Here is a 22,189-nt window from a genome sequence, read left to right as displayed (position 1 = left end):
CTTCGAGGCAGGGGAGGTCGGTGCCTCGCCATCGTGGGTATGTGCCTTGCGGAGAGGGCGAACGCATGTGGCGAGACGTCTGGCAGGGGTTCCTCGTTGTTGTGGTGACGTGTGCCGGCACGCTGCTCGCCGGCTGGCTGTCGGCCATCGTGGTGCGTTGGACAGCCCGGCGGCGCCGGTCGACGACATTGTTCCGGGTGCACCGCACCTGCCGACGCGCGTGGACCGCCGTTTTGGTGACAACCGGACTCTTCGTCGTCCTTCCATTGACAGAGTGGGATCGAGCCATCGTCTCCCAGCTCCGGCATGCGCTGATCCTGGCGATGATCGCGGCCGCGGCTTGGCTCGTCCTGCGGATGCTGTTCGTGGTGGAGGACGCGGCGTTTCAGTGGCTCCGAGTGGACGTCACCAACAACCGGCGGGTCAGGCGCCGACGGACCCAGATCGCGATCCTTCGCCGCCTGACGACTGGGCTCGTGGTGGTGATCGCTTTTTCCGCGATGTTGATGACATTTGCCGGACTCCGCGCGCTGGGCGCCTCGTTGCTCGCGTCGGCAGGTGTCCTCGGAGCGATCGCTGGATTCGCCGCGCATGCCACGCTCGGCAATGTCTTCGCCGGGCTCCAAGTCGCGATGACCGACGCCTTGCGCTACGACGACGTCGTGGTCGTCGAGAACGAGTGGGGCCGGATCGAGGAGCTCACGCTCACGTATGTGGTCGTGCGACTCTGGGACGAGCGTCGGCTGGTCTTACCGACCGCGTACTTCACCACAACGCCGTTCCAGAACTGGACCCGCAACGAGGCCAAGGTTGTCGGAACGGTAGAGCTTCAGCTGGACTATCGGACGCCGATCGCGGAGGTGCGTGCCGAAGCTCGACGAATCATCCAGGCTTCCCCGCTCTGGGACCGCCGTGAGTGGCTAGTACAGGTTGTTGAGTCAACTCCATGGACGATGGTCGTGCGGATCCTCGCGTCCGCCGCCGATGCTCCCAGCTCGTGGGATCTGAGGTGTGACATTCGTGAACGCTTGATCAGCTATCTGCAAGCGCATCATCCGGAGGCTCTACCCAGGCCGAGCGGCGGGCAGCAGCACCCCTAGCTCAGCTCCGAAATGTGTGCACCGTGTTCCGGCCTCTGCGCCTCTTCGCTGCCGTCGCCCTCGATGTCGCAACCGCGGCAGTCCCTTGGGCCCGCGCTTGACCCACATCGTTGGGGCATGGAGTGATACGACCGTGCGTCGGGCGGAGCTAAATCAGCGGGGCGACCTCGCCGGTGAGCCGGGGGTCAGACCTGCGAACGGCTTCGCGCCCGGGCACGTCCGAACCTTGCTCAACCGGTCGGCGCATCCGCGATCGCCCCGACTGCGGCGGCGAACAGCTCGGGGTGGAGGTCGAGCATCGCCACATATTGCTGGTCGATGCTCTGCGTCGGATCGTCGGGATCGTCTGCGTTGTAGAGCGGCATGTTGCGGTAGAGAGGATCGGATGCGAATGGTGACGGGTCGCCTTCGCACTCCGGGGACGTCCGTACGTCGATGATGCGGCTCACAGAAGCCCCCCGTACCGCTTGGACGCCGGCCTCTGTCAACCGTGAAAGATTGTCGGAACGGATCAACACACCAGTACCGATCCGGCGACCGTCGCTCGTGGGCAGACCACCGAGATCGCGGACGTTGAGGCAGTTGGGCCACGTCAGCCGCATTGCTCCGGTCACAGTGTTTGAACCTCTTCCTTCCGTCAGCCGAGCGCGGATTCGTCGGCTGCGCGGACACGAGTCTGCGCCACTGGACGCCGAAACATAAGTCTTGAAGTTGCAACCCAAGCCGTGAAAAATGGGTTATGAAGAAACTCGCCGTTTCTGCTGAATGCATCGGCCGGGTTTGTGCCGATGTATTTCGACTTTGTACGCTGTAGCGCAATACTAAACTCGGACGTTCAACGGAGCCGACTGCGCTCGTCTGTCCGTAGCACGGTTTCTGCCGCTTTTGCGGTGACCAAGTTTTCACCCCTCCAGGATGAGGCCGGCGAGAAAGGCCAGCCGCAGGTTTGTGTTGGACCTTCGCCTTCTGCGGGGGTGCGAGCCAGCGGAGGAGGTTGGCATGGGTACAGACAGGGAACGCCGCGAAGCCGGCGCACCGGCGCAGGAGAAGAGGGCCGAGGTGCCGGACCAGGCAAGGCGGGACGAAGCTGTGGCGGCGCCGGCGGCGCGAAGGCCTGCCGTAGCGGAGGAGGTCCGACCGGTCGGCGCTGGCTGGATCATGTTCGCGGGCGCGGTTCTGGTGGTGGTCGGTGTTTTCGACGCGATCTGGGGCTTGGCGGGTCTGTTCAAGTCGACAGTCTTCGTCGTTGAGTCGAGCGATCTCGTCGTCGCCTTCAACTTCACAGCGTGGGGTTGGGTCCATATCGCTCTTGGCGCCCTGCTCGTGCTGACGGGTATCGCCGTTCTCGCGGGCCAGCCGTGGGCACGCTACATCGGCATCTGCCTGGCGGTGCTGGGATTGATCGCAAATTTCCTCACGCTTGCCGCGTTTCCGTTCTGGTCGCTGGTCATGATTGCGATCGACATCCTCGTCATCTACGCCCTTACCGTCCACGGACGAGAGGTGGCACAGCTCCGGACCTGACCGAGCGCCCAATGCCACCCACGTGCCCACCAAGAGTGGATGGGACAAGCATCGGTGGGCAGATTGTGAAACCGTCGGCGATGTCCGAGATGATCGGGTCGATAGATGGGAGCCCGCCCTCCTCCGGGTATCGGTCCAAACGACCGGCCACCACCTGGGCGAGGGCGGCGTGGGTCAGGCGGGCGCCGTTGGCGGCCTGGGCGGATCGCAGCGCGGTGCGTGCCCTCCGACCTCGGTGCCCCGTGCTTGGCGATGGTGTTGGCCAGGGCCCGGCGGATCCAGCCGACCTCACGCGCCGAGAGCGATCGGCTGTCTTGTGGGCAAGCCTTCAGGGCACGAAGGAGGCGGGCGAAGTTGCTTTTGGATGCCGCCCGGCCGCGGCGTGCCCATCTATGCGGGCAGTCTCGACGTCGGCTAGCAGGGCGCGTCGGCGCTCGGCCCAGTCGGCGGGCCATACGCGGCATGGCCAGCCACCGACCACCTGGTCATCTGCTTTCTCTGCCGTGTTGGCTAGCGATGGCAGGTCACCGTCCACGGTGTCGCACCACAGCGCGACGAGCCGGTCATAGAGCGGGTGCCAGACCAGGAGTGTTTCTCGCATCCTGGCTATCTCTGGTGGTATCCGAGTGCCGCGGATGGCGGCCTTGACGGTGGCGACGGTCTCCAGCCGTACCACGGCGCCGGACGGGGTCGCAGTCGCCGCCAGATGGGGCGTGAACCGCAGCCGATGCATCAGCGGCCGCTCTGCCACCAGGTCGAGGGCTTCCTCGACGTGCCCACGGTCGAGCAGCCAGGCGACGACCAGCAATGCTGACTCCTCAGGCATGTCAACCCGGTATTGCTCGGTCCGCAGGGCACGCAGCAAGGTCGCTTGTCCCTCGTCGCCGAGGTACCACAGGTTCAGCCGCTCCCGGTCAGTGGTTCCCGGCGCAGTGGCAGGCAGGGACCGCACCCGATCCAGTTCGTCGTCACGCAGCGGCGCCTCGGCCAGGTAACGGCCCGTCGCGAAACCGCCGTGCGCCACCTCCAGCGTCACCCAGGCGGGGGTGTCTGCCACAGGCGTGCGGGAACCGATCTCCAGTTGGCCAGACGCGATCCCCGCGATGACCGCCTCCCACACGGCGGTCTTCTGTCGGGCGCGCGCCCGAACCTGCGGGTCGTCGGAGTTCGCCACAGCGTCAAGGGCGCGCTGCAGCCGGCCGAGAGCATAGCCCGGGGAGGCCGTGAACCGCGACTCGTACGACACACGACCTCCCACTGCATCAGACGGACTTGGAGGCGGGACTCGAACCCGCGCCCTCCCGGTGAACAGCCCGGGTGATCTGCCGCTGATCTACTCCAGGCTGACTTCAGCTTCGACATAGAGGCGGGACTCGAACCCGCGCCTTCCCGGTCCCGAGTCGGGTGCTCTGCCGCTGAGCCACTCCATGAGAAGCCGACAGCACAGTCGCCCAAGGCCAACAACCACGACAATCAAACTGGACGTCCCCAGCTCGGGCGACCCGGAAGCGAACGGAGTACTTGTCGGTGGTCCCAGCCAGTGGCGTCGAGGGTCTCACGCGGCTGGGACTCGGCTTCCACGTCGTCGGCACCAGAGCCAAGTGCACTCGATCATGTCGGCGCCGACGTTGAGCCAACCTCTCGGCGCGGGCCAAAGCAACCAGCCTGTGTGAGTTGCGGGGTGCCCTCGCGGTCCGGAACGCGCCACCGGAGTCGCCTCGAGTTGAGCTGTTTTGCCAGGTAGGTGGCTTTTCATCCAGTAGCACGGCCTTCATCGATGCACTACTGTCACGTCCCGCCCGGTCGGGTGTGTTGAAGGTGGCGTAACCACGGGGAGCGCGGCTTGGTGTTCCTCGCGGATTCTGGACAGGAGAATTCGGTGGTAGCTCGTCTTGGGCGTCGGGTAGGGCGGGTTTTTGGTTGCCTCATCGTGACGATCGTTGTCCTGGCGGGCCTTGGTACCACTGCGTCGGCAGCGCGGCCACCGGGTCCACCCACCGGCCTGCAGGCCAGCCCGCTGTCGATTTCGGAGATGAAGATCTCGTGGAACCCGGTGGCAGGGTCGGAGGGCTACCAGATCTCTCGCGCCACCACTTCGGGCGGCCCGTACGAGCCGGTGACAAAGGTTAGTGCGACATCGACGTCGTACGTCGACAGGAACCTGTCACCGGGCACGACGTATTACTACGTCATGTCGACTCGCTATCGCTTCAAGTACTCCAGCCACTCGGCAGAGGCGAGCGCGTCGACGCCGGAGCCCGTTGGCGCGCCGGACAACCTCACCGCGACCAGCACCGACTCGACCATGGAACTGAGCTGGGATCCGGTGCCGGATGTGGAGCACTACGAGGTTATGCGGGTGCTTGCCGACGACACCGAGGTGCCCCTTGGCACCACTACCGGTACTCGGTTCAGCGACGCTGGGGTGGTGCCTGGGTACTGGTACTGGTACAAGGTCCGGTCCGTTCGCGGGCTGGCGCTCGCGGATTCGGTCACCCTGTATGTCGCTGCAGGCCAGCCGACGACCACAGCGTTGTCGGTCTCGCCGATACCCAACGAGGAGGGCCAGCGGGTCGTCCTCACCGCCCAGGTCCGCCTGCCCGGCCAGGAGCACCTCATCTATGAGGGCGACGTGGAATTCTTCATGGACGGCGAGTCCGTGGGACGGATCTCGATCGACTACTACGACCACGACGCGATGTTCCAGGTGAACGGTCTCTCGGTGGGTCGGCACGTCTTCCAGGCGCAATATCGGGGCGGAAACTGGGAGGAGACCGGTGCCAGCGCCTCGTCACCTGTCGAGCAGACGACCATCCCGGCGTACAGTGGCGTGTCTTTCGACGTGTCGCAGGTGCACGCCTTCGGCGTGGATTCCATGCCGACCAGCGTCGCTATCGCAGACGTCACCGGAGACGGGCGCAACGACGTCCTCATGACCACGCAATACCATTCCGGCAGCGAGGACACCGACTTCAAGCTCGCGGTCTTCGCACAGCAATCCGATCGCACGCTCGGTACGCCGGTGGTGCTGCCTTCCCATGCTTCGACGTTCCAGGCCTCGATGCGGATCGCCACCGGCGACTTCGACGCCGATGGCGATACCGATGTCGCCGTCGCCGGAAACTCCGGAGTCGACGTCTACCACCAAGTCGGTGGCGCGCTGAGCGAGCCCACCCTGCTCACCAACCCTGTGCCAACAGGCGATCTCGTCTCCGCCGACCTCAACGACGACGGACGCAGCGACCTCGTGGTCAGCGACGCCACACCGCGAACCCTGGCCTACCTAAGCGAACCGACCGGCTTCGCCGCTCCTGTCGTCGTCTCCACCACTGGCGGGTGGGTCGACACGGCCGACCTCAACAGCGACGGACGAACCGACATCGTGTCCAGCGACACCCACGATGTCGTCGTCCACGCGCAGACGCCTGACGGTAACTTCGTCCAGGAGACGCGCATCGCCGACGTGCCCGACATGCGTGCGATCGCCGTCGGCGACATCACCGGTGACGGGCGGGCCGACATCGCGACAACGAAGTCCAGCAACAGCCCCTACGCAGGCGTCTTCGTGCATCCACAGACATCAACGGGCTCCATCAGCGAACCCGTACTCTACGGCCTTTACGACCTGCCCGAACCGCTAGTCCTCGCCGACGTCGACCGCGACGGCCGCCGCGACCTGGTCACCGCACATGGAGGCTGGAACTACGCCAGCGTCCTCCTCCAGCGCCCAGACGGCCTCCTCGGGCGATCCCAGATGATCCGCATCCCCAACGTCACCAGTCACTACGACAACCGCGGACTCGCAGTCGGCGACATCACCGGCGACGGCAAACCCGACCTGGCAATCGCCGACTACCTACGCGGGCTCGTCATCGTCCCCCAACTCTGACGCCAGGAACCGCGGATCGACGTCTGTCATGGTCATCCGGGTGCCTGCTCGACCACGGCCCGCAACAGGCTGGCATGGTTGATGCCGTTCGCGGCTGCACCCGAGAGCACCGCTCCGTCGTCCAGATCGGCGGACGGCATGGTTCACCTACGTGAAGTCCCTTGCCTGGCTGGAGGTGCCGGTTGCCCTCGGTCAAAGACTTCTCGACCTGGGAGCCGCTGCTGAAGCTCTTGCGAGTGGGCAACGCGGATAGTCTTCCGGCGGGTGGCCATGTAGCGGGACGGATCGGTCGCCGCGCGACGCGCTCGATACTGATGCAGTGAACGTTTATGCCTCCGTCAAGGGGGCACTTGCCTTGACCGTCTAGGGCGACCTAGACTAGCCTACGTGAAACGCCGAGACCTGATCCGAAAGATCGGCCGCGAAGCCAAGGAACAGGGCAAGCGGTGGGAGATCGGCCGCGAGGGAGCTCAGCACACCGTCTACAAGCTCGCCGGACTGACGATACCGATCCCGAGGCACAACGAGATCGGCGAAGGCCTAGCCCGGGAGATCTTCAAATAGTGCGAACCTGTCCTGGGGAGGGGATGGTGGCGGTAATGGATACCTACCATGCCAAGGTCGAACGTGATGGCCGGTTCTGGCTGATCCGTGTTCCCGAGATCGGCCGGTCAACCCAGGCTCGTCATCTTCGCGAGGTCGAGGAGATGGCCCGTGACCTGATCGCAGTTATGCGCGACGTTGCGCCGGACTCGTTCGAGTTGGTGGTCTCACACCGGCTACCCAAGTCGGTTCAATCTCATCTTGCCCGCGCGGAGAAGCTGCGGAAGGAATCTGGCCTGGCCAAGTCGCGCGCGGCCCAGGAGTCGCGCGCTGCCGTACGGGAACTCGTCGACGCCGGACTCCCGTTGCGCGACATCGGCCAGCTTCTCGGCATCTCCCATCAACGTGCCGCGCAACTCGCTACCGACACCGCACCGAAGGCGTCATAACCCACTGCTACTCGGTCATCGGCGGAGTCGAAGTTGTGCCGGCCACGCTGGCCCACAAATGAGACCAGCCAACCAGCCCAGATAGCCCATCAGGTGCGTTTGCGCAGGTCAAAGGCGGTGGGGAGGGACGGGATCGAACCGTCGACCTTCGCTATTAGGGACCAAGCACCCACGTCCGCGTACGTCCGGAGGCGTCCATCCACGCTCGGCAACGCCTCCCGTGGATCCCGCCCGAACGGTCACGAACGTAAACGAATGAGACCACGTCTGAGACCAGGCAGGACGTGCCGTCTGAGTGGGCCTCGCTGTCATCGACACCTCACGCCAGGCCCGCAGGACTACCAGGCGTCGCAAGCTGGCTACTGAGGACCGCGGCGGAGGCAGTGCCGAGTACATCGACGCCGGTCATGCGGGTACCGCGAGCACGTCCAGCTCACCGACCAGGAGTTGTACGGGCTGCCCGGAGTACTGAACATGCGACCACTGTGGCTGGCATCCGTTGACTACCGCGCCATGGTGACGGCGCGGGCTGACTGGCCCTCGGCTCCGAACGAGTCCACTGCCCGGGGTCGGGTCCGGCGGATTCAGCGACGTGGCTCCTCATCGGCTGTCGGTTTGTGGAGGTGGATCCGGTTGGGTGGAACGTGGTTGGTGAGCCAGGTGCCGTTTGCGGCTTGGTAGAAGGGGATGCCGCCGTGGTACATGCCCGCGGCGTCGATGGTGAGGATGACGGGTTTGCCGCGGCGGGCTGCAACGGTGTGGGCCGTAGCAGGGTCGGGGGAGAGGTGGACGTGGGTTCGCTGTTGTGGTCGGAGACCGTTCGTGAGGATGCTGGGGAGGAAGCGGTCGACAGTGCCGTGGTAGAGCACGCCTGGTGGTTCGGTGGCGTCGAGTTGGAGATCGATGTTGATGGAGTGGCCCTGTGCGGCGCGGACCCGTGTGCCGAGGACTTCGAACCGTTTCTTGTCTGTGCCGGCCACCAGCCGGTCGAAGAGCTCGCGGTCGATGGGGCGGCCGTGGTGCGCGAGGGCGGCGAGCAGGGTGTCGATGGAGATCCAGCCGGATGGGTCGAGGCTGATGTCGATGGCGGCGGGGTTGTGTCGCAGGACGTAGGCGAGGAACTTGCTCGCTGCGACGCGATCCGCGGTCATGGTGTTGCCAGGTGGGTGATGAGGTCGTTGACGTGGGTTCGTCGTTGGCTGCGCCAGGCGGCCCAATACCTGATCTTCGGGAGGTCTGTCACCGGTATGGCGGCTAGACCGTCTGGCACGGCCACGCATCCGTTGACAATTGTGGCGCCGATGCCCAGGGCTGTGCAGTGGACGAGCAGGTCCCAACCGTCGACTTCGGCGGTGACACGCCAGGACGCTCCGACGTCGGCAAGTGCCCGCTCGAGGGTTCGGCGGTGGGGTCGCCCACTGGCAGGCAGGACCAGCTCGAGGCCGTCGAGGTCGAGCAGGCTGACATCGTCTCGGTTGGACAACGGGTGGTCGACATCGATGACCAGCACCTGTGGGTAGCTGGCGATCTGGCGTGAGTCGAACTGTGGAGGTGGGGGGTCGTGGGCGATCACCGCGAGGTCGACGTGACCCGCTGACAGTGCCGAGATCGCTGACTCCCGGTCGGAGGTGAGGACACTGATGCTGCGGCCGGTTGTACTGATGCGGCGAATCGCTTCGGCGATCACCCAGCGCAGCGCGCCGCGTCCGGCGGCGATGCCCAGTGGTCGGCTTGTGCCGTGCAGGTCGCCGAGGAAGTCGTCCAACCGTCGATGCGAGTCCAGTGCAAACGCTGCCAGCCGTTCGCCGGCGGCGGTGAGCGTCAATGCCCGGCCGCTGCGTTCGTACAGGTCGACACCTAACGCGGCGGCGAGCTTCTTGATCTTCACGTGCAAAGAGGGCTGGCTGATGCGCAGAGCTGTGGCCGCGGCAGTGAAGTTGCGGTGTTCGGCGAAGACCGCAAACGAGCGAAGCGCGTCCGCTTCCAGCATGTCCCGGTCAATCATAGGAAAGGACTATAGCTAGTCGGCGGAAAAATAGTTCAAGTCAAGGCTCGGCTGGTGGATGCTGTCTAGCATGGAACAGCGCCGCGAACCACGCTTGGGTATCGACATCGGACGAGTGATCATCGACGGATCCGCGCGGCCGGATGGTGGGGACACGGCGTTCTTCACCGGCGACGAGGCGACTTTGCTGGCGACGCCTGAGATGGCTGGCGCGGTGGCCGCGATTGCCCGGCTCATCAAACAATTCGGCGGGCAGGTCTGGCTGATCTCAAAATGCGGTCCGCGGGTCCAAGCCCGCACCGAGCACTGGCTAGAGGCGCACGACTTCTACCGCCGCACTGGACTGAAACGCGAACATGTTCGGTTCTGCAGGGCGAGAGCGGACAAGCGAATGCATTGCGTTGAACTGGGATTGACCCACTTCATCGACGATCACCCCGACGTGCACGCAGCGATCAGGGGCACCGTGGACCACCAATACTTCTTCGGAGTCCAGCGACAACCTGTGCCCGGCTACGGTCACCACACGCCGGCCTGGGCCGACGTGGAACAACACATTGCCGACTCGTTCGCCTCGCGGTGCGTGTGACTCACCAGAGGCATCTCACGGGACTCCCGGTCGTAACGTCTGTCGCTTCTCTGGCATCGCTGCTCCTTATAGCTCAAACCGTCTACCTTCTGCTTTTCAGTCCCAAGGACGGTCGTTCGCCAGCGTTCAGGAGCGTCCGCTCACGCTCGGCAGCACCACGCAAGGACACATGCGGACAGTCCTGAACGTAGGCGAATGAGACCACGTCTGAGACCACTCGCACGTTGCGACGCGCGGTCCATCGGAACTGGCGGTATGCCAGTACTCTCGGGGCTCCTCGTGACGTGGATCGTGAGCGTGCACAGGACGCCACGTTTGGCGCGGTGCAACGAGGGCGCCTCTGGCAGCCCGATGTCAAGACGAACGATGCCGCCGTTCGCGCGTACGGGCGGGAGCTACAGGGAGCCGGCGGTTAGTCCGCGGCACGCAAATGGGCATGCCCAATCGCATCACAGGAGCACACCCGATGAGCACCCTGGCGGAGTCTGTCGGCGGCTCGGGCGAACGTGAAGGGCCAGGACCTACCTATCCACGTGGAAGGGCAAATGACGCCGCCCGTGTTCGACGCGTGTGTTCGGAGCGCCTGAGCTCGGCTTTGGTCAGCGCGCGAGTTCGAAACCGCTCCGACCCCGCCGGTTGCCCTGAGGCGTGCCGGCGGGGTCGGAGCGCTTCATCTGGTGTTCTGGTGGTGATTGCCTTCTTGTTTAGTGGCGGATCACGCTGCGGAGTTTGAGGCCGGCGAGGCCGACTCCGGCCAGCAGCAGGGCGATGACTGCTCCCCAGCCCAGTTTGGCGGCCGGGTTGTTGTCGGATGCGGTTTTGAGGTTTGCTGAGGCGGCACCCTCGGCATGGGCGGGACCGGCTTCGGCTGCGGCTCCACCTCCGGCGGCGACACCGGATTCGTCCGCCGATGCGCCGGCACCAGCGTCGAGGCCTCCCGCGGACGTTCCGGCTTGGACGTCTGCGTCTGCATCGGCGGATGCGGAGGCGTTGGAGGTGCAGGTGACCTTGCCGAGTTCGATGTCGATCAGGCCTGGGAGGGCGGTCTCGACCCCGAGCGCGGTGACGGCGATTGCGGTGGCGTCGGCGGTCTGGGCCCCGACCTGGATGGTGGCCAGTTGTACCTCGTTGAGTTGGTCGGCCGGAACCGCGGCCAGGATCTGGTCGACCACGGTGCCTGCTTGGGCCGGAAGCTGGCTTTGAACCTTACTGAGGATGTCGGCCAGGGTCAGGTCCAGACCGTCGGCGGTCAGGTCGGCGACCGGAACCTGCTGTCCAGCCACAACGGCGACGACCTGGGCATCGATCGGTGTCGCCTCGCCGAAGGTGTCGGTCGGGGTGGACAGGCACCGGGAGGTGATCGCTTCACCGACCAGCATCAGTTCGATGTCAGGCAGTCCCCCGGCAGGCAGGGCAAGCTCACCTGTCAGGCCTTCCAAACCGAGGTCAGCCAGCCCAAGGTCAGTCAGCGCCAGGTCAGGAACAGCCGGGACGGGCAGGTCGCCCGGCGCCGGCAGGTTGCCCGGAACCGGCGGGTTGCCGGTCTCGGGAAGGCTGGTCGGCAGGGGCAGATCACCGGTTGCCGGGAGGTCCGGCAGTGCCGGGAGCCCGGGAAGCTGGCCACCCAGCAGGGCGGCGAGGCCGAGCTGGTCGAGCGTGCCGAGCGAGACCTGCATGCTGCCCTCGCCGGAGATCAGGCAGGTGTTGTCGCTGCCGACCTTGATGACCCCGGCACTGCCGACAACGCCGGCGCAGGCCGCGGCGTAGCCACTGGCGGTGGCAGCGGCGTCTTGACCGAGAGCACCTACGACCACAGCCTGCTGGTCGTCGATGACCGGCAGATCGGGAGTGCGGACACCTTTCACGGTCTCGAGTACACCGTCGTTGACTGCGACGAAACCGCCACTGCCCGCAACCTGTCCGGCCATACTCAGGTTGAACGCGCTGGCGGTTGCCTGGCTGACCGTCTCACCTTCAGCGCTTACCTCGTCACTGGCTGCGGCGGGGGCCACAGTCAGTGCCGACACCACGGCGGCACCGACGCTGATGGCGGCGGCGCGTCGGGCCCACACTCTGGCCTGGATGTGCTTGTCCGGGGGCAACCCCGGTCCACGCATCACCATTGGTTTGTCACGTCCCTCCTCTGGTGGAAATCGCCAGCCCCGAACGGCACTCCTGTGCGACCCCGGAGATTTCCGCGTGCGGTCGAAGGAACGAATCCCCCGGCGGTGAGGTTACGGGCAACCACCGAGTAACAAACCCACAAAACAGATGTGCCACGCTGGATCGGTCCACCCAAGCCCACGGGGGTGCACTGGCCGACGCCGTGGGCGCATGTCCTCGACATGCCTGGATCCGACGAGTCCTAGGCCGGCAATTTTCTCTTTCGAAGAATGCGTTCCCGTCACAACCCGTGAGCCGACCTTGCGGTGTTGCCGGCCTGTCCGCGCGAGCAGACGAACGGTCGTACCCGGTGGCGACCTGCAGCGACAGGCGATTCGATGTCCCAGCGCAGCGGCATCAGCGGCAAGCCACGTCTCGTGAGGTTCACTGCCCTGCGCTGCCGAGTGGTGGCCGCCTGCGGACATATCTGTCCGGGGAGTGGAACTGGGAAGATCGCGTAACCCGGCAACTGCAGCCTCGTTGGAGATTCAAAGAGTCGAAGTACCGGGTCTCCCGCGAATGGCTTTCCTGTCATACGGTGGGCTGCGGCTTCGAAGCAAGCGTGGGAGCGTTTGCACTGCGTGGTTGATGGTTTCGACCACGGCGCCTATGAGGGCTGCGAACGGCGCGGTAGACAGGCCGGGCAACATGATTAACCGATGAGGACCCGGGCGTCCTGTAGCCGAAATCTGAGGAAGGAAGTCTCCATGGGATTTGGATCAGGCGTTCTCCTGCTCGCTTTAGGGGCCGTCCTGACCTGGGCAGTTGATTTCGACCTGCCCTACATCGCCGATGACTCCTTGGGGCTGATTCTGCTGTTGGCAGGCATCGTCGCCTTGGTTGGTTCGGTGATCATGCAGGCGGACCGGCCAGAGGCCGGTGTCGGTACCGGCATTGTGCTGATCGTGGCCGGTGCGATCATCACCTGGGCGGTGGTCTTCGATGTGCCTTACATCGACGACGACGCCCTTGGGGCGATCTTCATGGGCGGGGGCGTCATTGCGGTCGCCGGCACGGTGCTGATGAGCATGCACGCCGCCGAACCTCTGGTGGAGACGACCGCCGGAACTACTACCGTCGAGATGGTCGGCCTCTGTACGACCGCCACTGACGCTCCACCACCTGGATTTCCCGAGCCGCTGCTCCGGCCGCAGGCCACCTGGGGTGGTGTGAGCGCGGACGCAGCGGCGGAGCACATGCCGCGTAGCCAGGCCGATGCCGCGGCAAGGACCGGCAGCGGCCGTGCCTGGACATGCGGTGACAGGCAGGGGCCGAGCCCCCTGGCGTGGCGCGTTGCGGACGGCAGATGATCGGACGGTGAGCATGGCCGGGAGGCATCAGGCAGAGGGGTATCCCACTGCAGTGACCGAGCCCGGCGTTGCACAGGACCTGGTTCACGGCCGCTATGAGGTGGGTGAGGTGATCGGTCGTGGGGGGATGGCCGAGGTCCGCATCGGTGTCGACCGCCGGCTTGGGCGCACGGTCGCGGTGAAGACGCTGCGTGCCGACCGTGCCACGGATCCGACGTTCCAGGCGCGGTTTCGTCGAGAGGCGCAGTCGGCAGCCGGACTGAATCACCCGTCGATCGTTGCCGTCTACGACACCGCTGAACATGTCCTAGAAGGCGTGTCGGTGCCGTACCTCGTGATGGAGTATGTCGAGGGCCGGACGCTGCGCGAGGTCGTCCGGGAGGGCCGCCGGGTTCTGCCTGAGCGGGCGCTGGAAATCACCGCGGACATCTGTGACGCGTTGGAGTACAGCCACCGCGCCGAAATCGTGCACCGTGACATCAAACCCGCCAACGTCATGCTGACAGCCGATGGCGACGTGAAGGTGATGGACTTCGGCATCGCCCGCGCCGTCAGTACCGCCACCCAAACTGCCGCCATGACTCAGACCGGCGCGGTGATGGGCACCGCGCAGTACCTTTCCCCGGAGCAGGTGCACGGTCAGTCTGTGGATGCACGCAGTGATATCTACTCCACCGGCTGCCTGCTTTACGAGCTACTGACCGGACAACCACCGTTCGTCGGCGATTCACCGGTGTCGGTGGCATACCAGCACGTCCAGCAAGGCCCACGACCGCCATCGACACTCGCCCCGCAGCTACCTGCGGTCGTCGACGCGATCACCCTCACGGCACTGCAGAAGGACCCGGGTGACCGGTACCAATCAGCCGCGCAGATGCGTCTGGATATCGAACGCGGACTGTCCGGCCAGCAGGTGGCTGCACCAGTGATGCCGATCGACGCGACTGCCCCGTTCATGGCTGGCGACGATCCCATGACACTGATGGGTGAAGCGTCCCAGGTTTGATGCCGCATCTTTCTGAGTTGGAAGGATGCATGTCATGCCAAAGAGGATTGATGAGCAGGTCAAGGCCCGTGCCGTGCGGCTGGTGATCGACCACCAGCAGGAGTACCCCACCCTGACCGCGGCGTGTGAGGCGGTGGCGCGGCAGGTCGGGGTGGGCAAGGAGAGCGTGCGCCGCTGGGTTCGACAGGCAGAGGTCGACGGTGGCCAGCGTGAGGGCAAGACGAGCGAGGAGCTGGCCGAGATTCGGGAGCTCAGGCCAAGGTGCGCCGCCTCGAGGAGGACAACGCGATCTTGAAGTCAGCGACGGTTTTCTTCGTCGGGGAACTCGACCCCCGCAACCGCTGATCATGGGGTTCATCGACACCCTGCGCAGCCAGGGCCACGCGGTCGAGTCGATCTGTCGGGTCCTGCGCGAGCAGGGCTGCCAGGTCGCCGCGCGGACCTACCGTTCCTGGCGTGCCCAGCGCCCGGCGGCACGCACGATCAGCGACGCCCATGTCGTTGACGCGGTCCGAGACATCGCCTGGTGCACCGACGCCGCCGGGCGGCGCAAGCTGACCGCCGAGGGCCTTTACGGGCGGCGGAAGATGACCGCGTACCTGCGACGCACGGCCCTGCCCGAGGTCAGTGCCGGTTCGGTGGATCGGGCGATGAAGACGTTGCGGCTCAACGGTGTTCGCCGCGACAAGGGCGTGCGAACCACGATCCCGGCCAAGGACGGCGTGCGGGCCGGTGACCTGCTGAACCGGGCGTTCACCGCCGCAGCGCCGAACCTCGTGTGGGTCGCCGACTTCACCTACGTCCGGACCTGGGCGGGGTTCTGCTACGTCGCGTTCATCGTCGATGTGTTCGCCCAGAAGATCGTGGCCTGGCACGCCTCGACGTCAAAGGCCACCGACCTGGTGATGACACCGCTGCGGATGGCCCTGTGGCAGCGCGACCGCGACGGGCACCCGGTCGTTCCCGGGCAGCTGATCAAGCACTCCGATGCCGGGTCGCAATACACATCCGTGCGGTTCACCGAGCACCTCGCCCTGCAGGACATCAAGCCCTCGATCGGGTCGGTCGGCGACGCGTACGACAACGCCCTGATGGAGACGATCAACGGCCTCTACAAGGCCGAGTGCATCCGCACCACCGTCTTCCACAACGGCCCTTACAAGACCCTCGCCGACGTCGAATACGCCACCGCCGGCTGGGTCGACTGGTACAACAACCGCCGGCTCCACTCCACCCTCGGGATGGCCCCGCCGGTCGAGTTCGAGCAAACCCACTACGCTGGGCGCTCGGGCCGCCCGTCGCCGTTGGCTTGCATGAGAGCCGGTCAGGCTGGTTTGCCGTAGAGGACGATCTCGGCTGCGGATCCGTATCCTCCGACGCCCTCGCGCGCTTCCAACCTGAGGTAGCGCACCGCCATGGCGTCGACGGCTGCGGTCTTGCGGGTACGGTCGGCCGCCCAGGTGCCTTCGGTGAGCTCGGTGAAGGTCTGGTTGTCGGCGCTTCCGTAGATGGTGTATGCGGTGATGGTGCCGTTGAGGTTTCCGCTCGTCCGCGGCTGATAGACGAGTTCGGCGATGTCGTACGATCCGCCGAGGTCCAACGTGATCGCCTGGGGAAGGATGTCGCGAACGGGACTGTACTGCGTGTGCCACATCGTCGTGTCGGTGCCGTCGATGGCGAATCGGGGACCGTAGTCGGGTGATGCCTGGGCGCTGGTGGCCGTCGCAGTCATGTTCTCGCGCGGGAGGCATCGGGTATCGGGCGACGACGTCACCACGGTGATGGGCACATGGAGGGTTTCGCTTCGGCCGGTGTGGAAGCCCACGTCGTACGTACCGGCCGCCGCGTCGATGGTGGCGGAGATGCGGATGGAGACCTCGACGGTGCTGTGCGCTGGTACGTAGGTCGTGACGCCTGGTTTGGAGGCCTGTAGCGGCTGCTCGGCGGTGATGGTGACGTCGACGAACTCTGCCTTGGATCCGTTGTTGGTGATTCCGAGCCGGATGGTCTCGGGTAGACATGGCCGGACCGAGAGCTGCTCGACGTTCGAAGACAGTGAGATCCGGTCGCCTGCTCCTGATGCCGGCCGGGCCATGGCCAGACCTGCGGTGGAAAGCGGAAGGAGGGCCGCGACGAGCAACGCGATGCCCGCGAGTACGTGGCGTCGTCCGCGCCGACCGAGCGGTCGTGCGCACCGCATGGTCTCAGCGCGCATCGGAGTTCTCCCGTCCGCGTCGCATGGCGTCGCTGTTGGGGAAGTCGGTTGAGGCCGACGACGGCGGCTGGGAGGGTACGGCGTTGTCCGCGACCTGGTGCAGGCCAGGATTGCCGTTCTCGGTGACGAAACTCGCCCGTGTGTAGATGGCGGCACCAGGTTGGGAGATGTACGGCACGACGCGGTAGTCGGCCCGCCACTGTTCGGGCGTCAGAACGCAGCGGACGTAGCCGCGTTGGGCGTTGTTGAACTTGATGTGCGGGTTGGCCGCCATGATCGGTTCGATGCCGGGTGTGGTATCGATTCCGTCGCCGTTGGAACTGATAGAGGTTCCGACATGCTCCACGCCGAGGGTTGCCGAGTCAGGGTCGCGGAAGTCGGCCTTGAGGTCGGCGGCGAAGCTCTGATGCAGGTCACCTGCGATGATGCCGATGTTGTCGACGCCCTGGTCCTGGATGGCCTGGAAGAGTCGGTCACGGGTGGCGGGGTAGCCGTCCCAGGCGTCCATGTAGTACGCCTCACCCTCGTCGATGTCGTAGTCGATCTGGGCGACTTGGATCTGTTGGGCGATGATCTTCCAGGTCGCCGCGGAGTCTCCCAGTCCGCGGTGCAGCCACTCCTCCTGCTCCTGGCCCAGGATCGAACGCGCGGGGTTCACCCGGTCAGAGCTGCCGGCAGCCACCTGGTCGTGGCGGTACTGCCGGGTGTCCAGAACGCTGAAGTCGGCGAGTCGTCCGTAGCCGAGCCTGCGGTAGATCCGCATGTCCGGACCGGTCGGCACCGACGACCTGCGCAGCGGAAGATGCTCGTAAAACGCCCGGTAGGCATTGGCGCGCCGCACGTGGAACGCCTCGGCAGTCGGCGTCGCGCTCGACGTGTGCGGGACCAGCCCGGCGTAGTCGTTGTCGACGTCGTGGTCATCCCACGTAACTACCCAGGGAAACGCCGCGTGGGTGGCCTGCAGGTGCACGTCCAGCCGGTACTCGGCGTGCCGGACCCGGTAGTCGTCCAGCGTGATCGCAGGCCCGGGGTTCTCGTAGATGTAGTCGCCCAAGTGAAGCACGAGGTCGAGGTCTTCGTTGGCCATGTGCTGGTACGCGGTGTAGTGGCCACCATCCGGTGCCTGGCAGGAAGCGAAGGCAAACGCGAGCTGCGCCACCCGGTCGCCGGGCGTCGGCGCGGTCCTGGTCCTGCCGACCATACTGAGGTGGGTACCGGACTCGAACTGGTAGAAGTACCAGCGACCCGGCCGCAGACCACCCACTTCGATATGCACCGCATGCGCCAGCTCCGGCCTGGCCCACGTGGTGCCCTGTTGGACGACACGGCGGAGGCCTTCGTCCTCGGCAACCTTCCACCGGACGGCGACCTTCGCAGCGGGCATGCCACCCTTCCCGTCCAGGGCAAGCGGATCGGGCGCGAGCCTGGTCCACAGGACCACGCCATCGGGCAACGGGTCGCCGGAGGCGACGCCGAGCGTGAACGGGTAGGCGGCCAACGTCGTTTCCGCGTATGCCTTGTCGGTGTACGGCCCCACGCCGAAGACGACCGCAGCGGCCCCGGCAGCAGTCAACGTCAGGAAACTCCTGCGCTCCGTCTCACCGAGGGTGGTCCTTGGGCGATCACGTCGGTTGCTTCGCAGATTCGGTCCGTGCACGACTGTCGACCTCCTTGGGGCCAACTGGCTAGAATTGTCATATTTAATCAGTAGTTTGGTGAACCCGAACAGACCTGTGTGTGAAGACTCGTGGCAGATATCGGCATCGGTAGGACGGTGGGGCGTCGTAACCGCTCGGCAAGGGAGGTACACCATGGACGGACCGGACGAGATCGACCTGGCCAGCCGTTGGAAGCTCCGCCTCGATCCCGGCGACAGTGGCATCACAGATCGCTGGTGGCAGACCAGCTGGGGCTACCCGCCCGATCAGGTCGAGCCCGATCACATCGACCTTCCGGGATCCCTGCAGTCACAGGGCTACGGAAACGAGGTCACCGCGCAGACCGACTGGGTGGCGCACCGCGGCGTCGAACGGTCGACGTTCCCGGACTGGTGGACGCATCCGATGTACGCGCGGTATCGCACGCCCGGCCAGGTGAGGTTTCCGTATTGGCTCCAGCCACTCCGCCACTTCGTTGGGGCGGCGTGGTACCAGCGCGAGGTGGCGATCCCGGACGCCTGGCACGACCTGCGTGTGGTCCTGAACCTCGAGCGTTGCCACTGGACTAGCAGGGTGTGGGTGGACGGCCAGGAGGCCGAAACTGCCGACAGCACAGGCATGGCCGACAGCCTTAGCACGCCACATGTGTACGACCTCACCGGCATCGCACCCGGCAAGCACCGGATCACCCTGCGCGTCGACAACCGGCTCGCGTTCGGAATCGGCATCGACAGCAGTAGTGTCACTGACCACACCCAAACCTCGTGGAACGGCGTTGTCGGCCGCATGGCCCTGCGGGCGACGCCCCCCGTCTGGATCGACGACATTCAGATCTATCCGGACGCCGATGGAGCCCGGGCGCGCTTCGACGTCGAGATCGGTAACACCACCGGCCGACCGGCAACCGCCTCCTTGACGGTTGCTCTCGGTGAAGCCGAGGCCGGCGAACCACCAATTCGCCCCGTACCGGTCGAGGTGTCTGCGACAGGGAAGACCCGGGTGACGGTGGAGCTTCCAGTGAGTTCCGCGCTGCTTCGTTGGGACGAGTTCCAGCCGGTCCTCCATGAGGCTATCGTGCGACTGGACGTCCAAGCCGATGGCCGGCGTCTCACCTCGATCTGGCGGTCGCGGATTGGGTTGCGCACCTTCGCGAGCAACAAGACGCAGTTCACCGTGAATGGCCGTACCGCGTTCCTGCGTGGAACTGTCGAATGCTGTGTCTTCCCACGTCACGGCTATCCGTCCACCGATATCGCCGAATGGCGGCGAGTCATGGCGACCGTACGGCGCTACGGATTGAACCACGTGCGCTTCCACTCCTGGTGCCCACCAGAGGCGGCATTCCAAGCAGCGGACGAGGAAGGAATCTATCTGCATGTCGAGTGCCCCTTGTGGGCCATCGCCGACGACGCCGGTCTGCTTGACTACCTTCGCCGCGAATCCATACGCATCCTGCGCGCTTATGGCAACCATCCGTCGTTCGTGATGTTCGGCCTGGGCAACGAGTCCTTCGTCGAGGAAACCGACCTGCGGCACTTGCTAAAGACCTGGAAACGTGACCCGCGTCGTCTCTACACCGGGCCGGCCAATGACAATCCGAGCCTGATCGACGCGTACGACTTCTACATCGCTGTCCACCTGGACGGGCAGAGGGTACGTACCCAGATGGGGTGGCCACCCAAGCCGTTTGATAGCTGGTCCGTGGCCCTCACGCCCGGGACGTCCACGGACTACCGCGCCGCCGTCGACACGTACCCGAAACCGCTGCTCTCGCATGAGGCTGGTCAGCGGTGCGCCTATCCCGATTGGGATTCGGTACGGGCCTACGACGGCTCCCTAGGTCCTGCATACCTCGAGATCGCCCGTGACCAGCTGACCGCCCGAAACATGATCGACAGGGCCGGCGACTTTGTGACCGCATCCGGAGCTTGGCAGGTCGAGCAGTACAAGGAGGAGATCGAGGCCGCGCTCCGCACGCCGGGATTCGGCGGCTTCCAGCTGCTCCAACTGAACGACTTCCCCGGCCAGGGCACCGCATTGGTCGGTGTACTCGACGCCTTCTGGAACGAGAAGGGTTATGTGACGGCACAGCGGTGGCGGAGCTTCTGCGACGCGACCGTTCCACTCGCCCGGATGCCCGCGCGGGTCTGGACGGACTCCCAAACCCTGGAAGCCCCGGTGGACGTGGCGCACTTTGGTCCGTCCCCGCTCGCCGCGGATTGCGTGCGGTTTGAGGTACGTGCCGCCCATGGCACGCTGGCCGCGTCGGGAAAGCTCGCGCATAGTCGGATCGATGCATGCGGACTTCATCGGCTCGGGACGGTGACGGTTCCCTTGAGCGATCTAGCGTGCCCAGCGAAGTACCAGCTCGTCGTCACCGTGGCCGGCCATGCGAACAGCTGGGACTTCTGGATCTACCCGAGTCGGCCGGCGACGCGGGAGGGCGACGTCCTGATCGCCTCACACCTCGATCCCGACACCGTGGCGAAGCTGGAGGCTGGCGCCCATGTCCTGCTCCTCCCTCACCACCCGACGGCCGAGGGGACGCAATGCTTCACGAGCGCGTACTGGAATGCGCCCTGGACCGATGGTGGCGAGACGCAAACCCTCGGGATCATCGCCAACCCTGCGCACCCGGCATTGCATGCGTTCCCCACCGATGCTCACACCAACTGGCACTGGCACGAACTCCTCACATACACGCAGCCGCTCGTTCTCGACGGCTGGGGCGTCACCGACCCGTGGCCGGCGGGCGGCGACCGTCCCATCGTCCAAGTGATCGACGACTGGAACACCAACCGCAAGCTCGCCCTGATCATGGAAGCGCGCGTCGGCCGGGGAACCGTCCTGATCTGCGCCGCTGACCTCACGACCGACCTCACCCGCCGCGTAGTCGCCCGCCAGCTCCGATACAGCCTCGTCAGATACCTCAACAGCGCCGCCTGCGCGCCAACCACCACAGTCACCCGCGTACAACTCCAAGCGCTGCTGTCCAGACATGCGTTTCAGGTGGCAGCGCCGTGAACCGTCCGGCCCAGATCGATCTGATCTGAATCCACCGACGCATTGGACGCACTGGCCATAACCCCCGCGCCGACCTTCCGCTTCCAAATCAGACGCTTGCAGGCCGTTGACCAGGCACGATGCGCCGAGTGGTTTCAGTTTCCGGGCCTGGTGGTCTCAGTTGTCTCGGCTCCGGGGGGCACACGCTGGAGGCGCTGCAAGCCGCTGACCTGCGCAAACATGGTGGGCAGGGACGGGATCGAACCGTCGACCTTCCGCTTTTCAGGCGGACGCTCGTACCGACTGAGCTACCTGCCCATCAACTGCGGTGGCCGGCTTGCACCGGCCACCGCAGCGACCCCGACGGGACTCGAACCCGCGACCTTCGCCGTGACAGGGCGACGCGCTAACCAGCTGCGCTACGGGGCCATGCCTTACGTACCGGCGCCGACGAATCTATCGCACGGCGGCGGTCGTGCCCCCAACGGGATTCGAACCCGTGCTACCGCCTTGAAAGGGCGGCGTCCTAGGCCTCTAGACGATGAGGGCAAGCTGCAGCGGATCTTTCCGCCGTCAGGGACCGCCCAAGTCTATGGGTACGCCGTTCGCCACTCCAAACCGGGCACACCCCGGAGTCCCCGGATCGCGAGTGGACCGCCGACGCAGCCCCAACCGACCGCCGACGCACCGCCGACGCACCGCCGACGCACCGCCGACGCACCGACGCACCGCCGA

At 65.6% G+C, this 22,189-nt stretch carries 15 protein-coding genes, 5 tRNA genes and 2 pseudogenes; 10 read left to right on the top strand and 12 right to left on the bottom strand.

Annotation, left to right across the window (positions count from 1 at the left end; translation table 11 throughout):
- Positions 1 to 41: 41 nt before the first annotated feature.
- Positions 42 to 1,100 carry a mechanosensitive ion channel family protein gene (locus ABN034_RS32350; RefSeq protein WP_349694758.1) on the top strand — a complete coding sequence of 353 codons (1,059 nt, stop codon included), beginning with the start codon at positions 42 to 44 and terminating at the stop codon, positions 1,098 to 1,100.
- Positions 1,101 to 1,330: 230 nt separating this feature from the next.
- Here ABN034_RS32350 and ABN034_RS32345 read toward each other — a convergent pair whose 3' ends face one another.
- Positions 1,331 to 1,702, bottom strand: a complete 372-nt coding sequence (locus ABN034_RS32345; RefSeq protein ID WP_349694811.1) for a tyrosine-protein phosphatase — start codon at positions 1,700 to 1,702, stop codon at positions 1,331 to 1,333.
- A gap of 397 nt (positions 1,703 to 2,099) precedes the next feature.
- Here ABN034_RS32345 and ABN034_RS32340 point away from each other — a divergent pair, with 397 nt between their 5' ends.
- On the top strand, positions 2,100 to 2,624 hold the full coding sequence (locus tag ABN034_RS32340; protein ID WP_349694757.1) for a DUF7144 family membrane protein: 525 nt from the start codon (positions 2,100 to 2,102) through the stop codon (positions 2,622 to 2,624).
- 328 nt (positions 2,625 to 2,952) lie between these two features.
- On the opposite strand, the gene ABN034_RS32335 is transcribed toward ABN034_RS32340, so the two are convergent.
- The 3 genes from ABN034_RS32335 to ABN034_RS32325 form a co-directional block, all read right to left on the bottom strand.
- The gene (locus ABN034_RS32335; protein ID WP_349694756.1) at positions 2,953 to 3,870 is read right to left on the bottom strand and encodes a hypothetical protein; all 918 of its coding nucleotides are present in this window, start codon (positions 3,868 to 3,870) and stop codon (positions 2,953 to 2,955) included.
- Positions 3,871 to 3,894: 24 nt separating this feature from the next.
- Positions 3,895 to 3,967, bottom strand: a tRNA-Asn gene (locus tag ABN034_RS32330).
- A 15-nt stretch (positions 3,968 to 3,982) separates the two neighbouring features.
- Positions 3,983 to 4,054, bottom strand: a tRNA-Pro gene (locus ABN034_RS32325).
- A 500-nt stretch (positions 4,055 to 4,554) separates the two neighbouring features.
- Between ABN034_RS32325 and ABN034_RS32320 the strand changes: the two genes are divergently transcribed.
- The 3 genes from ABN034_RS32320 (at position 4,555) to ABN034_RS32310 (ending at position 7,505) form a co-directional block, all read left to right on the top strand.
- Positions 4,555 to 6,513, top strand: coding sequence for an FG-GAP-like repeat-containing protein (locus ABN034_RS32320; protein ID WP_349694755.1), 1,959 nt, complete (start codon positions 4,555 to 4,557; stop codon positions 6,511 to 6,513).
- A gap of 387 nt (positions 6,514 to 6,900) precedes the next feature.
- Positions 6,901 to 7,077, top strand: coding sequence for a hypothetical protein (locus ABN034_RS32315; protein WP_349694754.1), 177 nt, complete (start codon positions 6,901 to 6,903; stop codon positions 7,075 to 7,077).
- A gap of 35 nt (positions 7,078 to 7,112) precedes the next feature.
- Positions 7,113 to 7,505, top strand: a complete 393-nt coding sequence (locus ABN034_RS32310; RefSeq protein ID WP_349694753.1) for a hypothetical protein — start codon at positions 7,113 to 7,115, stop codon at positions 7,503 to 7,505.
- Positions 7,506 to 8,089: 584 nt separating this feature from the next.
- On the opposite strand, the gene ABN034_RS32305 is transcribed toward ABN034_RS32310, so the two are convergent.
- Both ABN034_RS32305 and ABN034_RS32300 read right to left on the bottom strand, forming a co-directional pair.
- A complete protein-coding gene (locus ABN034_RS32305) occupies positions 8,090 to 8,656 on the bottom strand; it encodes an RNA 2'-phosphotransferase (protein WP_349694752.1) in 567 nt (188 codons plus the stop codon).
- Positions 8,653 to 9,510 (bottom strand): LysR family transcriptional regulator, encoded by an 858-nt coding sequence (locus tag ABN034_RS32300; RefSeq protein ID WP_349694751.1) that lies wholly within the window; start codon positions 9,508 to 9,510, stop codon positions 8,653 to 8,655. Before ABN034_RS32300 ends, ABN034_RS32305 begins: the two co-directional genes overlap by 4 nt.
- 70 nt (positions 9,511 to 9,580) lie before the next feature.
- Between ABN034_RS32300 and ABN034_RS32295 the strand changes: the two genes are divergently transcribed.
- Positions 9,581 to 10,099 (top strand): hypothetical protein, encoded by a 519-nt coding sequence (locus tag ABN034_RS32295; RefSeq protein WP_349694750.1) that lies wholly within the window; start codon positions 9,581 to 9,583, stop codon positions 10,097 to 10,099.
- Positions 10,100 to 10,803: 704 nt separating this feature from the next.
- Here the strand turns inward: ABN034_RS32295 and ABN034_RS32290 are convergent.
- The gene (locus tag ABN034_RS32290) at positions 10,804 to 12,216 is read right to left on the bottom strand and encodes a hypothetical protein (protein ID WP_349694749.1); all 1,413 of its coding nucleotides are present in this window, start codon (positions 12,214 to 12,216) and stop codon (positions 10,804 to 10,806) included.
- Positions 12,217 to 12,969: 753 nt separating this feature from the next.
- Here ABN034_RS32290 and ABN034_RS32285 point away from each other — a divergent pair.
- From ABN034_RS32285 to ABN034_RS32275, 3 genes and pseudogenes are all read left to right on the top strand, one after another.
- Positions 12,970 to 13,572 carry a hypothetical protein gene (locus ABN034_RS32285; RefSeq protein WP_349694748.1) on the top strand — a complete coding sequence of 201 codons (603 nt, stop codon included), beginning with the start codon at positions 12,970 to 12,972 and terminating at the stop codon, positions 13,570 to 13,572.
- Positions 13,573 to 13,585: 13 nt separating this feature from the next.
- A pseudogene (gene pknB / locus ABN034_RS32280) lies at positions 13,586 to 14,533 on the top strand (Stk1 family PASTA domain-containing Ser/Thr kinase); the annotation flags it as partial.
- A gap of 79 nt (positions 14,534 to 14,612) precedes the next feature.
- A pseudogene (locus ABN034_RS32275) lies at positions 14,613 to 15,921 on the top strand (IS3 family transposase).
- On the opposite strand, the gene ABN034_RS32270 reads toward ABN034_RS32275, so the two are convergent.
- On the bottom strand, positions 15,903 to 16,793 hold the full coding sequence (locus ABN034_RS32270; RefSeq protein WP_349694747.1) for a discoidin domain-containing protein: 891 nt from the start codon (positions 16,791 to 16,793) through the stop codon (positions 15,903 to 15,905). The pseudogene ABN034_RS32275 and the gene ABN034_RS32270 sit on opposite strands and share 19 nt — an antisense overlap.
- On the bottom strand, positions 16,783 to 18,450 hold the full coding sequence (locus tag ABN034_RS32265) for an alkaline phosphatase D family protein (protein WP_349694746.1): 1,668 nt from the start codon (positions 18,448 to 18,450) through the stop codon (positions 16,783 to 16,785). Before ABN034_RS32265 ends, ABN034_RS32270 begins: the two co-directional genes overlap by 11 nt.
- Between ABN034_RS32265 and ABN034_RS32260 the strand changes: the two genes are divergently transcribed.
- On the top strand, positions 18,425 to 21,475 hold the full coding sequence (locus ABN034_RS32260; RefSeq protein ID WP_349694745.1) for a DUF8487 domain-containing protein: 3,051 nt from the start codon (positions 18,425 to 18,427) through the stop codon (positions 21,473 to 21,475). The two genes, ABN034_RS32265 and ABN034_RS32260, sit on opposite strands and share 26 nt — an antisense overlap.
- Positions 21,476 to 21,695: 220 nt before the next feature.
- On the opposite strand, the gene ABN034_RS32255 is transcribed toward ABN034_RS32260, so the two are convergent.
- From ABN034_RS32255 to ABN034_RS32245, 3 genes are all read right to left on the bottom strand, one after another.
- Positions 21,696 to 21,772, bottom strand: a tRNA-Phe gene (locus ABN034_RS32255).
- Between the two features lie 37 nt (positions 21,773 to 21,809).
- Positions 21,810 to 21,883 (bottom strand) — tRNA-Asp (locus ABN034_RS32250).
- A 47-nt stretch (positions 21,884 to 21,930) separates the two neighbouring features.
- A tRNA-Glu gene (locus ABN034_RS32245) sits at positions 21,931 to 22,003 on the bottom strand.
- Between the last annotated feature and the right edge of the window lie 186 nt (positions 22,004 to 22,189).

This window comes from Actinopolymorpha sp. B11F2 (genome assembly GCF_040195635.1).
Lineage (GTDB): Bacteria > Actinomycetota > Actinomycetes > Propionibacteriales > Actinopolymorphaceae > Thermasporomyces.
This window is presented reverse-complemented; position numbering and strand designations above follow the sequence as displayed.